Genomic DNA, 12,824 nt, shown 5'->3' with positions numbered 1-12,824 from the left:
TTAAAATAAAAAAGTTATTCATACAAAACCTATTGCTTTTTTTGCATAATTCATGTAATTTAGTAACAAGTGAAAATTGAAAATTAATTTTCTTATCAAGAGAGACGGAGGGAATGGCCCGTTGAAGTCTCAGCAACCAGCTGTATCTATACAGTCAGGTGCTAATTCCAGCAAGCGTCAGTATAGCTTGATAGATAAGAAGAAGTATAGCCAATAGAAATCGTTTTCTTAGCCTTCTTCTTATTAATAAGAGGAAGGCTTTTTGTATTGATACGAGTAGAGGAGAGTTATGATGAACAAAGATCAGCTAGAAACAAAATTAGTACAAATTGGGAACCGATTAGATGAACATACAGGAACAATTAACACTCCTGTTTATTTTTCAACAGCGTACCGTCATACAGGAATCGGGGAGTCAACTGGTTTTGATTATTCAAGAACAGGAAACCCAACAAGGTTAGTACTAGAAAAAGCTATCGCTCAACTAGAGTCGGGTGATCAAGGATTTGCCTGTAGTTCAGGTATGGCGGCAATTCAAACTGTGTTTTCTCTATTTGAGCAAGGAGATGAAATATTAGCCTCAAGCGATTTATATGGTGGGACGTATCGTTTGTTTGAAAATGGTTGGAAAAATTGGGGCTTGTCATTTGCTTATGGTGACCCTAGAAACCTAGTAGAATTTGAAAAATTAATCACCAAAAAGACAAAAGCATTATTTATCGAAAGTCCAACTAACCCGTTAATGCAAGAAGCGGATTTATCAGTGCTAGGCCAATTAGCTAAAAAGCATAATCTCCTATTAATTGTAGATAACACATTTTATACACCTCTTTTACAGCAACCAATAAATGAAGGTGCTGATATCGTTATTCATAGTGCCTCTAAATATTTAGGTGGACATAATGATGTAATTGCAGGGTTAATTGTAGGTAAAGGTGAACAGCTTTGTGAACGAATAGCCTATTACCACAATGGAATGGGGGCCATATTAAGTCCATTTGATTCGTGGCTGCTAATACGAGGAATGAAGACCTTAACTCTTCGGATGGAGCAACATCAAAAAAATGCACGTGAAATTGCCGCGTATTTAGAAAAACATCCTGCAGTAACTGAAGTCCTGTATCCTGGTCGCGGTGGAATGCTTTCTTTCCGTATTAAAGATGCTAAGTGGGTTAATCCTTTTTTACAACAATTAAAGTTAATTTCTTTTGCAGAGAGTCTTGGAGGAGTGGAAAGCTTAATGACGTATCCGACGACACAAACCCACGCGGATATGCCGATAGAGGTACGGATTGCAAACGGGGTGTGCGACCGTTTGTTACGTTTTTCAGTAGGAATTGAAAATTGCCGAGATCTTATCGACGACTTAGATCAGGCCTTTAATCATGTGAATTCATAGAGGGGATGTATAAAATGAGTGAACAATTTTCTTTTCAAACACGCTTGCTGCATAATGATCAGAAAGTCGATAAGGAGACAGGTGCTGTAAGTGTGCCAATTCAACACGCTTCCACTTTTCATCAATTTGATTTTGATCAATTTGGAACGTTTGACTATGGTCGTTCAGGAAACCCAACTCGTGCGGCGTTAGAAGAAACGATTGCTGAATTAGAGGGTGGAGTTCGAGGTTTTGCTTTCGCATCGGGAATGGCAGCTATTTCAACAGCATTTATGTTGTTATCAAAAGGAGATCATGTTGTGGTTACAACAGATGTATACGGCGGAACATTTCGATTTGTAACCCAAGTTTTAAGCCGGTTAGGGATTGAATATACGTTTGTCGATATGACAAATCTTGATGAGATTGAAGCTGGTATTCAAGAAAATACGAAAGTGATTTATGTTGAGACCCCATCTAACCCAACCATGAAGATTACTAACTTAAAAGAAGTTGTAGCGTTGGCGAAAAAATACGAGTGTTTAACGTTTGTCGATAATACATTTATGACACCTGCACTACAACGTCCAATTGAACTTGGGATAGATGTTGTATTACATAGTGCTACGAAATTTATTGGTGGTCATAGTGATGTTATTGCGGGGTTAGCTGTCGTAAAAGATGAAGAATTAGCCAAACAATTAGCATTTTTGCAAAATTCATTTGGTTCGGTTTTAGGTGTTCAAGATTGTTGGCTCGTATTGCGAGGTCTAAAAACGTTACATGTTCGTATGGAGCACTCATCGAAAGCGGCTCATGAATTAGCGTTATGGCTGAGAGAACATTCAGCTGTTGAACACGTTTATTATCCAGGGTTAGAAGGTCATTCAGGGTACGACATACAAAAAGAACAGGCCGATGGATTTGGAGCGGTTCTCTCTTTTGAATTAAAAGATAAAGATGCGGTTCGGAAGTTTGTAAATAACGTAAAAGTACCTGTGTTCGCGGTTAGTCTAGGTGCTGTTGAATCGATTTTATCTTATCCTGCAACGATGTCACATGCGGCAATGCCTAGTGAAGAACGACAACAAAGAGGGATTACGGATGGTTTGTTAAGGTTATCGGTAGGTTTAGAAAGTGTTGAGGACATTAAGAAAGATTTCAGCAATGCTTTTGAAAGCTTGGCGGTCACGAAATAACTAAAAAGAAGAGGACGGCGATAGTATGGCTTTTCTTGATGCGCTTAAAGAGCAAATATTAATTGGAGACGGGGCAATAGGTACTTTACTCTATTCTAAGGGGGTTACAGAAAGCTGCTTCGAGAACTTAAATAGAACGGCTGAAGAAAAAGTATACGCTGTTCATCAAGAGTATCTTCAAGCAGGAGCAAATGTTATTCAAACGAATACGTATGCTGCTAATTCCATTAAACTAGCTAACTATGGACTTGAACATAAAGTCACAGAACTCAACCGTAAAGGTGTTGAAATTGCACAAAAAGCGGTTCATAACCATGGGGCATATGTACTTGGAACAGTCGGTGGCATTACTGGACTGCAAACTAAAAATGTAACCGATGAAGAAATACAGCGAAGTTTTGAAGAACAATTGGATATCCTATTGCAAGCAGGTCCTGATGGATTGCTATTTGAGACCTTTTATAGCTTAGAAGAATTGAAAACTGTCATTACATTAGCTAGAAAAATGACAGATAAACCAATCGTTGCACAAGTGGCACTCGGTGATATTGGTGTTTTATACGGGGGTACGCCTGTTAATGAAGCCTTTAATGCGCTCATTGAAACGGGAGCCGATGTCGTAGGACTAAATTGTCGCATGGGTCCTTATCATATGATTCGATCATTAGAAGATGTACCGCTATATCAGAACGCCTTCTTATCTTGTTATCCAAATGCAAGCTTGCCAGATTATGAAGATGGAAGGTTCTACTATCAATCAAATCCGAATTACTTTGGGGAAAATGCACTACGATTTCGCGAGCAAGGGGTTCGGCTACTTGGAGGGTGTTGCGGGACGACGCCGGAACATATACGAGCAATGGCAAGTGCATTAAAAGGATACGAACCGATAACAGAAAAAGACATTAAGAAAAAGCAACTCGTCATTCAAGTAAGAAAAAATCCTAAAGACACAGATAAACCTATTGATGAAATCGCCAAAGAACGAACAGCGGTCATCGTGGAGCTCGATCCACCGAAGCAACTACATGTGAATAAGTTTCTCGATGGTGCTAAAGCTCTTCATGAAGCAGGGGTAGATGCTGTTACATTAGCTGATAACTCATTAGCTTCACCTCGAGTCGATAATATGGCATTAGGTGCGATGATGCAGTCACAAGTAGGAGCAAGACCGTTAGTTCATTTAACTTGTCGAGACCGCAACTTAATAGGGCTGCAGTCTCATCTGATGGGACTTCATACGTTAGGGATGAACCAAGTATTAGCAGTGACAGGTGATCCGACAAAAGTTGGAGATTTTCCGGGGGCGTCCTCCGTCTATGATTTGACGTCGTTTGATTTAATTTCTTTAATTAAACAGTTAAATGAAGGAATTTCGTTTTCTGGAAAATCCTTGGGACAACAGGCAGATTTTACAGTTGGAGCGGCCTTTAATCCGAATGTACGCTCCTTGGAAAAAGCAGTGGTTCGTATGGAGAAAAAGATTGCGGCCGGTGCTGACTATTTCATGACTCAACCCGTCTATTGTGAGCAGCAAATTATTGATGTATATGAAGCAACAAAGCATATCAATAAGCCGATTTACCTTGGAATCATGCCACTGACAAGTTCGAGGAACGCAGAGTTTCTTCACAATGAAGTCCCTGGAATTAAGCTCACAGATGAAATTCGCAGGAAAATGGCAGCTTGTGGTGACGATAAAGAAAAAGCTGAATTAGAAGGTATCAATATTGCCAAATCATTGATCGACACAGCAGTTCAATATTTTAACGGTATTTATTTGATAACTCCTTTCCTTCGTTATGAAATGACAGTAGTCTTGACTCAATATATCTATGAGCAAGTAGGCTACAACCCGTCAACACTGCAGAATCAAGTTTAATGAATTTCTATTCATAGAGAAACCGAGACGCTAGAAAGGAACGATATTATGGGGAAGAGCCAGTTTGAACAGCAATTAGAGAGAAAAATCCTTGTACTTGATGGTGCAATGGGTACAATGCTTCAAGATGCGAATTTAACAGCTGAGGACTTTGGTGGAGAGGAGTATGAGGGGTGTAATGAGTATTTAAATATAACAGCTCCTCATGTAATAGAACATATTCATCGTGCTTATTTTGAGGCTGGTGCCGATCTCGTTGAAACAAACACATTTGGTGCAACAAATATTGTATTAGAAGATTATGATTTACAACATTTAGCTGAAGAGTTAAATATTAAGGCAGCTCAAATTGCAAAGAAAGTAGCTGATGAGTTCTCAACTCCAGAACACCCCCGCTTTGTGGCAGGAGCGATGGGACCGACAACAAAATCGCTCTCAGTTACTGGCGGCGTGACTTTTGATCAACTCATTGAAGCATATGAACAGCAAGTAATTGGTCTTATCAAAGGCGGAGTGGATGTTCTATTACTTGAAACAAGTCAAGATACTAGAAATGTAAAAGCTGCGTATCTAGGGATGGAGCGCGCCTTTAATGAATTAAATGTTAAGTTACCTATCTTAATATCGGGAACAATTGAGCCAATGGGAACGACCTTAGCTGGACAAAACATTGAGGCATTCTATTTATCAATTGAGCATATGACGCCAACAGTGGTTGGTCTGAACTGTGCAACAGGGCCGGAGTTTATGCAAGATCACATTCGTTCATTATCTGATTTAGCTACATCATATGTAAGTTGTTATCCGAATGCTGGATTACCTGATGAAGATGGTAAATACCATGAAACACCTGAGTCTCTTACGAAAAAGTTGACAGCATTTGCTGAAAAAGGTTGGCTGAACTTAGTTGGCGGGTGCTGTGGTACGACACCTGCTCATATTAAAGCAATGGCTGAAGCAATGACAGCTTATAAGCCAAGACAAGTGAACTTGGGTCACCCTCATGCTGTTGCAGGAATCGAACCGCTCGTTTATGACGATAGCATGAGACCGTTATTTGTCGGTGAAAGAACCAATGTTATTGGTTCACGTAAATTTAAAACATTAATTGCTGACGGTCTATATGAAGAAGCTTCTGAAATTGCTAGGGCTCAAGTGAAAAAGGGTGCTCATATAATTGATATTTGTTTGGCTGACCCAGACCGAGAAGAGAAAGATGATATGGAGCAGTTTTTAAAATATGTAGTTAATAAAGTAAAAGTTCCTTTGATGATCGATTCGACAGACGAAGAAGTGATTGAACTCGCACTCACTTATTCACAAGGGAAAGCCATTATTAACTCTATAAATTTAGAGGACGGTGAAGAGCGGTTTGAAAAAGTGTTGCCGCTTATTCATCGATACGGTGCAGCAGTAGTTGTTGGAACAATTGATGAAGAGGGTATGGCTGTAACGGCTAAACGGAAACTTGAAGTAGCAAGGAGATCGTATGAATTATTAGTAAATAAATACGGTTTAAAGCCAAATGATATAATATTTGATCCACTCGTCTTTCCGGTTGGAACAGGAGATGAACAATATCTTGGTTCGGCAAAAGAAACAGTAGAAGGTATTAGACTCATTAAAGAAGCGTACCCTGACTGTTTAACGATACTAGGGGTTAGTAATGTATCTTTTGGATTACCTCCTGTCGGGAGAGAAGTTTTAAATGCGGTGTATTTATATCACTGTACCCAAGCGGGACTGGATTATGCGATTGTTAATACAGAAAAACTTGAGCGTTACGCTTCGATACCAGAAGAAGAAAAGCAACTTTCTGACAAGCTATTATTTGATACGAATGATGAAACCCTAGCAGAATTTACTGCTTTTTATCGCGGGAAAAAAGTTGAAAAGAAAGTCCAAACTTCAAACTTACCACTTGAAGAGCGTTTAGCAAGTTACATTGTGGAGGGGACGAAGGAAGGGCTGCTTGAAGATTTATCAAAAGCTTTAGAAAAATATTCTGACCCGTTAGACATAATAAATGGTCCGTTAATGAACGGGATGGATGAGGTAGGTCGTCTATTTAATAACAACGAGTTAATCGTCGCTGAGGTGCTGCAAAGTGCTGAAGTGATGAAGGCTTCAGTGGCTTTCCTTGAGCAATATATGGAGAAGAAGTCTGATGATCATGGGAAAGGAAAGATACTACTCGCTACCGTCAAAGGAGACGTTCATGATATCGGTAAAAACTTAGTCGAGATCATTCTAGGTAATAATGGTTTTAAAATTGTGAACCTCGGAATTAAAGTAACATCCAATGAGTTAATAGAGGCGATTAAGAAAGAAAAACCGCATGCAGTTGGTTTATCGGGATTACTAGTGAAGTCAGCTCAACAAATGGTTTTGACTGCTCAAGACTTAAAAGAACAAAATATTTCTATTCCTATTCTTGTTGGGGGAGCAGCATTAACGAGAAAGTTTACTGATAATCGGATTTCACCAGAGTATGACGGTGTTGTGTTATATGCCAAAGATGCAATGAACGGTCTTGACCTGGCGAACAAACTTGTAAAAGAAGAAGAACGAACCAAGTTAGAAGAAGAAAAGCGCGCGAAATTGTTACAAAAAGATAATGAGGAAACCAAGGTAATCAAAGAAATAAAGACGATCATTCCTCGTTCAAAAGTGTCTAAAGAAGTTCCGATAAAAGAGCCGAATGATTTGCAACCACATATACTGAGAGATTATAAAATCTCACACCTAGAACCTTATGTAAATTTACAAATGCTGCTCGGAAAACATTTAGGTTTGCAAGGAAAAGTAAGTCGCTTACTTTCTGAAGGGGATGAAAAAGCACATTCATTAAAAGATAAAGTAGACAGTTTATTTTATGAAGCTAAAACAAATGGATTATTACAAGCACGTGGAATGTATCAATTTTTCCCAGCACAAAGTGATGGCAATGATGTAATTATTTATGATCCGGAAGATAAAAAGACGGAAATTGAAAGGTTCTCATTTCCGCGTCAAAACCATGAACCTTATTTATGTTTAGCGGACTATATTCGTTCTGTAGACAGTGGGGAAATGGATTATGTTGGATTTTTAGCTGTAACAGCAGGTATTGGTGTTCGTGAAAAAGCGATGAAGGCCAAAGATGAGGGAGATTATTTGTTTAGTCACTTGATTCAAGCGGCTGCCCTTGAGCTAGCTGAAGGGTTTGCGGAAAGAACGCACCAACTGATGAGAGATCAATGGGGGTTTCCAGATCCAGTTGAAATGACGATGGAGGATCGCTTCTCTGCTAGATATCAAGGAGTTCGAGTATCGTTTGGTTATCCGGCTTGTCCTAACTTAGAAGATCAAGCAAAATTATTTAAGCTTCTACAACCTGAAAAGATTGGAATTAAGCTGACTGAAGAATTTATGATGGAACCGGAAGCGTCGGTTACTGCAATGGTATTTTCTCATCCTGAAGGTCGCTATTTCAATGTACTTTCTTCAATATAAAAGCCAGAAAGGAATGTCGGTTTTCGGCATTCTTTTTTTGTGAAAAAAAGATCATGTTGTCAAATATTACGTGAATTTGTATAAAAAGTGGTCAAGTACAAACAATAACCATACGAAATGGTTAAATATCCATGATTAAGAAAAAGCAACATAATTAAGGAGGTAAGAACATCATGAAGACAATGGCGAACAAGTTAAAATACCCCCTTGTTTCAATAATTTGCTTTACTATCATTTTCGGGGGTGTTTTACAGCCGACAGCTCAAGCGTTTACAGACCAAGTGATCCAGCGTGGAGCAACTGGCGACGATGTTGTTGAGCTGCAAGCAAGACTTCAATACATTGGTTTTTATAATCAGAAGATCGATGGAGTATATGGATGGAGTACGTATTGGGCTGTACGTAATTATCAAAATGAATTTGGTCTCGATGTAGATGGTCTCGTAGGCCCACAAATGAAAGAGAGGTTAGAACGGACGACGAACTTCAATAAGGAATTTGTTCATAAAGCGTTAAATGAAGGGCGTTCTTTTACTCATTATGGTACAACTCCTCTAGAAATTCAAAAAGGACCTAAAGGTAGTCGAGGGCAAAAAGCTCAAAAAGGAGCACCTAAGGAAGAGCCGCAGGCGCGCCAGCAAGCTCAACCAGCACCGAGAGAAGAGCGACCAGCTGATCCAGCTCCAGCGCCAGATGCACGTGCTCAAGAGGCACCACAGCAACAGCCAGAACAACCAGCAGAACAACCAGCAGAACAAGAGGCACCTGCAGAAGAGCCAACACCAGCACCAGAAGCGCCTGCAGAGCCAACACCAGCACCAGAAGCGCCTGCAGAGCCAGAAGTGGAAGCACCAGCACCAGAAGAACCAGTACCTGCTGAAGAAACACCAGATGCACCGGCAGGAGACGAACCTAATATTGAGCAAGCGATGAATGTCCCGGCAGGCTTTAGTGATAATGACATTCAACTTATGGCTCAATGTGTTTATGCGGAAGCGCGTGGTGAGCCTTATGTAGGAATGGTAGCGGTAGCGGCGGTTATTCTCAATCGTGTAAATAGTGAGGATTTCCCTAATACTATTTCTGAAGTTATTTATGAGCCGCGTGCGTTCGAACCAGTTGCAAACGGTGAAATTTATAATAACCCGAGTGAAGAAGCAAGAAGAGCAGTAATGGATGCAATTAATGGCCAAGACCCAACAGGTCATGCATTGTACTTTTTTAACCCAGCTACAGCGAGATCTCCTTGGGTTTGGTCAAGACCGCAAATTAAAACAATTGGGAAACATGTATTTGCTAAATAGGTTGGAGGTGATGTAAATGATTCGTTCGATAATAATTGGAGTATTAGCACTAGGTTTAATTGCAACTTCGTATTGGGGATATACTGAACATGAACAAAATGCACTGCTGGCAAACAATGTAGAAGCTGGTTATCAAAGAGCTTTCCATACTCTCGTTTATCATGTGGATCAGATCGAAGATGATTTAGGAGCTGTCTTGGCAATGAATACGAAGCGCCACATTTCACCTAAGCTAGCGGATATTTGGAGAGTTACTTCACATGCGCAAAGTGAAATTGGACAGCTTCCGCTTGGAATGATGGAAATTCATGAAGCGGAAAAATTTCTTCACGATTTAGGAGATTTTAGTTATAAAACGTCTGTTCGTGATTTAGAAACGGATCCATTATCAGACGAGGAATACGATACACTTGAGCACCTGTATCATATGTCGACAGATGTTAGAAATGAATTGCGAAAAGCTCAGGCATCATTGTTAAGAAATAATATGCTATGGATGGATATTGAGCAAGAGTTTCAAGCTTTAGATGAACCAATAGATAATACAGTTATCAACGGATTTGAAACTGTGAATGAAAAGGTTACAGGTTATAGTGAGACTGAATGGGGCGCAGGATTTTCCCAAATGGATGCATTTAATGATGAAGATTTAGCTGAGAGATTGAATGGTGAGAAAATCAATGAAGAAGAGGCAAGACAAAAAGCGTTAGAATTTATTGGGATTGACGAAACTGTTGAGGTGCATGTGGCTGAAACAGGTGAGGGTTTAGCATATAAGGCATATAGCCTGACAATCGACGATCCAAATCATGAAACTAACTACTTTATGGATATTACCGAAAGTGGAGGACACGTTCTCTGGTTCCTTCAATATCGTGAAATTGCTGAACGTAATATTAGTTTGAATGAAGCGGCTGAAAATGCTAAAGAATTTTTAGAGAGAAATGGCATTGAAGGAATGCAGCTTGTAGATAGTAAACAATACGACTCGATTGGTGCTTTTGAATTTGCTTATGTACAAGATAATGTACGTGTATATGCTGACCATATCGTCATCGAAGTCGCATTAGATGATGGAGATGTTATTGCTTATGAAGCAGAGGACTATTTATTAAACCACAGGGATGATCGTGATCTCGATGAGCCTAACATAACAATAGAGGAAGCACGAGATCATTTAAATGGAAAACTTGAAGTGATGGAAGATAACCTTGCTATAATTGTAAATGACCTAGGTGAAGAGGTACTTTGTTATGAATTTTATGGTGTAATCGATAATGATACGTACCGTATATTCATTAATGTTGAAGATGGTCAAGAAGAGTTAGTAGAAAAATTAGATAATGCAGAACCAGTTTATAATCTTTCATAATTTTTACAAGAAGAAGCAATAATTGCTTCTTCTTTTTCTAAATTCATGCGATAATAAGGGAAGAAATGTACATATTGAGGAGGATTTTTCCTATGATAGAAATAGGAACTACGATCCATCTTGAGCCAAAAAATGACCTAGAAGGATTAGAAGATCAAGAAGTTTTATTTAAATGTCGCTTAGTAGATAAAGGGGAAAATACGCTTATTGTTGACCATCCGATGAATGAGTTAACTGGAAAATTAGGCTTTTTCTATGAAGGCTTTCAATTTAATGCCTGGTATGTCGGTAAAGATCAGGCGATATATAGTTTTGAGACTGCGTTACAGGGACGGAGGAGAGCAAACATCCCAATGTTCATCCTCTTAGACCCTGGTATTGCCTCATACATTCGAACACAAAGAAGAAACTACGTTCGAATTAACACTTCTGTAGATGTTGCAGTTCATCCAAAGGAAGTTCCTTTTGATCCGTTCACTGCGGTAACAATGGATATTAGTGGTGGAGGAGCAGCGCTAACACTTCCACCCGGAAAGATACTGCCACCTAGTGGTTTAGTTCATTGCTGGTTTGTTCTTCATATGCAATCAGGAGAAATTAATTATGTGCCTGTTGTTAGTAAAATCGTTAGAATCTTTAAAACAACACCAGATTCAAATGACCGTGTATCTTTACAATTTGTTGATATTAAAGATCAAGATCGCCAAAAGGTTATTCGCTTTTGCTTTGAGAAACAATTAGCGATGAAACGGGCGCAATAAATTTATTAGAATGTTAAGAAGATTTGTTTATTAGTTACAATCGTTAGACCTTTGTTAGCTCAATGTGGTATGATATGATAGTGTTATTAGATTATTTTACCTTTATTGGAATAAAAAATTTCACAACTAAGATGGATCGTAGTAGAGGTGGATTATGAAACGAAAATCAAATATAGCAATAGATGGACCAGCAGGGGCTGGAAAGAGCACAGTGGCAAAGATGGTAGCTGAAGAGTTATCCTATTTATATATCGATACTGGGGCAATGTACCGTGCGTTAACCTATTGTGCCTTAAAACGCTCAATTGACCCTAAGGACGGCGGACAGCTAAGGGAATTACTTGATAAGATTTCAATTATACTTAAACCTACTTTATCAGGTACTTTAGTTTACGTGAATGAGAAAGAAGTTACCGAAGAAATCCGATCAAGTGAAGTTACAAATACTGTGTCAATTGTAGCCAGCCATGAAGGAGTTCGCCTTGAAATGGTCAAGCAACAGCAAAAGATGGCTGAAAGTGGCGGCACCGTTATGGATGGAAGAGACATCGGTACTCATGTTTTACCTCAAGCTGAAGTGAAAGTCTTTTTAACTGCTTCAGTAGAAGAACGAGCGAAGAGAAGACATGAAGAAAATGTTCAAAAAGGTTTTTCTTCAGACCTCGAACAGTTAAAAGAGGAGATTGCTAGGCGTGATGAATTAGACTCAAATCGTGAGTTTGCCCCATTGCAACAAGCATCTGATGCGGTTGTAATTGACTCAACACATATGTCAATACCTGAAGTGGTTGAAAATATATTACATTTAGTTGAGGAGAGGTTCTAAATTTCATGAATTTATATGTATTTGGACGAGGGTTGTGCAGGTCATTTTTCTCTACAACTTATCGTGTCGAAACAATAGGATTAGACAATATACCTAAAGAAGGACCTGTTTTACTTTGTAGTAATCACATTCATAATTTTGACCCGCCCTTTTTAGGTTCATATGTACCGAGAAAAGTTCACTATATGGCCAAAGCAGAACTATTTAAGGTTCCCTTATTAGGCCGTTTAATTACAGCTGTTGGTGCCTTTCCTGTAAAAAGGGGGGCCGGTGATAAGCAAGCATTAAAACTAGGGTTGAGAATCCTTAAAGAAGGAGAAGCACTTGGTCTTTTTCCGGAAGGTACAAGGAGCAAAGATGGTAAGTTAGGAAAAGGGTTGGCGGGTGCTGGTTTTTTTGCATTGCGTACCGATGCAGTGGTCATTCCTTGTGCGATTATTGGAAGCTATAAACCTTTTAGTAAGTTGAGGGTTATATACGGTGAACCATTGGAAATGGAGAGCTTACGTGCTGCTAAAGCTTCGTCAGGTGAAGTGACTGACTATATTATGAAAGCAATTGCGGAGTTATTACATAAGCACAAGTAACTATATAATTATTGAAATGA

Annotated in this window: 9 protein-coding genes and 1 riboswitch; all 9 genes read left to right on the top strand. The window is 39.2% G+C overall.

The genetic code is table 11. From position 1 onward, the window contains the following. The first annotated feature begins 89 nt into the window (after positions 1 to 89). Positions 90 to 201, top strand: a riboswitch (SAM riboswitch). A gap of 91 nt (positions 202 to 292) precedes the next feature. The 9 genes from AC2VNP_RS03335 to AC2VNP_RS03295 all read left to right on the top strand — a co-directional run bounded on the left by AC2VNP_RS03335 (position 293) and on the right by AC2VNP_RS03295 (position 12,804). Beyond that, entirely contained in the window at positions 293 to 1,399 is a 1,107-nt protein-coding gene (locus AC2VNP_RS03335; protein ID WP_486916303.1) for a methionine biosynthesis PLP-dependent protein, read from the top strand. 14 nt (positions 1,400 to 1,413) lie between these two features. Continuing rightward, positions 1,414 to 2,577, top strand: coding sequence for a cystathionine beta-lyase (gene metC / locus AC2VNP_RS03330; RefSeq protein WP_486915995.1), 1,164 nt, complete (start codon positions 1,414 to 1,416; stop codon positions 2,575 to 2,577). A gap of 25 nt (positions 2,578 to 2,602) precedes the next feature. Further along, positions 2,603 to 4,459 carry a bifunctional homocysteine S-methyltransferase/methylenetetrahydrofolate reductase gene (locus AC2VNP_RS03325; protein WP_486915994.1) on the top strand — a complete coding sequence of 619 codons (1,857 nt, stop codon included), beginning with the start codon at positions 2,603 to 2,605 and terminating at the stop codon, positions 4,457 to 4,459. Between the two features lie 48 nt (positions 4,460 to 4,507). Next, positions 4,508 to 7,954 carry a methionine synthase gene (gene metH, locus AC2VNP_RS03320; RefSeq protein ID WP_486915993.1) on the top strand — a complete coding sequence of 1,149 codons (3,447 nt, stop codon included), beginning with the start codon at positions 4,508 to 4,510 and terminating at the stop codon, positions 7,952 to 7,954. A gap of 173 nt (positions 7,955 to 8,127) precedes the next feature. Beyond that, positions 8,128 to 9,258, top strand: a complete 1,131-nt coding sequence (locus AC2VNP_RS03315) for a cell wall hydrolase (RefSeq protein WP_486915992.1) — start codon at positions 8,128 to 8,130, stop codon at positions 9,256 to 9,258. A gap of 16 nt (positions 9,259 to 9,274) precedes the next feature. Continuing rightward, positions 9,275 to 10,630 carry a germination protein YpeB gene (gene ypeB / locus AC2VNP_RS03310; RefSeq protein ID WP_486915991.1) on the top strand — a complete coding sequence of 452 codons (1,356 nt, stop codon included), beginning with the start codon at positions 9,275 to 9,277 and terminating at the stop codon, positions 10,628 to 10,630. Positions 10,631 to 10,722: 92 nt separating this feature from the next. Beyond that, positions 10,723 to 11,391, top strand: coding sequence for a flagellar brake protein (locus AC2VNP_RS03305; protein WP_486915990.1), 669 nt, complete (start codon positions 10,723 to 10,725; stop codon positions 11,389 to 11,391). A gap of 154 nt (positions 11,392 to 11,545) precedes the next feature. Then, positions 11,546 to 12,217 carry a (d)CMP kinase gene (gene cmk / locus AC2VNP_RS03300; RefSeq protein ID WP_486915989.1) on the top strand — a complete coding sequence of 224 codons (672 nt, stop codon included), beginning with the start codon at positions 11,546 to 11,548 and terminating at the stop codon, positions 12,215 to 12,217. Between the two features lie 5 nt (positions 12,218 to 12,222). Beyond that, entirely contained in the window at positions 12,223 to 12,804 is a 582-nt protein-coding gene (locus tag AC2VNP_RS03295; RefSeq protein WP_486915988.1) for a lysophospholipid acyltransferase family protein, read from the top strand. Positions 12,805 to 12,824 lie beyond the last annotated feature (20 nt).

The sequence above is a fragment of the Alkalihalobacterium sp. TH-98 genome (assembly GCF_057473385.1).
This window is presented reverse-complemented; position numbering and strand designations above follow the sequence as displayed.

Bases quoted from the DNA above. Each gene is read 5' to 3' on its own strand.
- AC2VNP_RS03335 (WP_486916303.1), top strand. From the start codon at position 293: ATGAACAAAGATCAGCTAGAAACAAAATTAGTACAAATTGGGAACCGA.
- metC (WP_486915995.1), top strand. From the start codon at position 1,414: ATGAGTGAACAATTTTCTTTTCAAACACGCTTGCTGCATAATGATCAG.
- AC2VNP_RS03325 (WP_486915994.1), top strand. From the start codon at position 2,603: ATGGCTTTTCTTGATGCGCTTAAAGAGCAAATATTAATTGGAGACGGG.
- metH (WP_486915993.1), top strand. From the start codon at position 4,508: ATGGGGAAGAGCCAGTTTGAACAGCAATTAGAGAGAAAAATCCTTGTA.
- AC2VNP_RS03315 (WP_486915992.1), top strand. From the start codon at position 8,128: ATGAAGACAATGGCGAACAAGTTAAAATACCCCCTTGTTTCAATAATT.
- ypeB (WP_486915991.1), top strand. From the start codon at position 9,275: ATGATTCGTTCGATAATAATTGGAGTATTAGCACTAGGTTTAATTGCA.
- AC2VNP_RS03305 (WP_486915990.1), top strand. From the start codon at position 10,723: ATGATAGAAATAGGAACTACGATCCATCTTGAGCCAAAAAATGACCTA.
- cmk (WP_486915989.1), top strand. From the start codon at position 11,546: ATGAAACGAAAATCAAATATAGCAATAGATGGACCAGCAGGGGCTGGA.
- AC2VNP_RS03295 (WP_486915988.1), top strand. From the start codon at position 12,223: ATGAATTTATATGTATTTGGACGAGGGTTGTGCAGGTCATTTTTCTCT.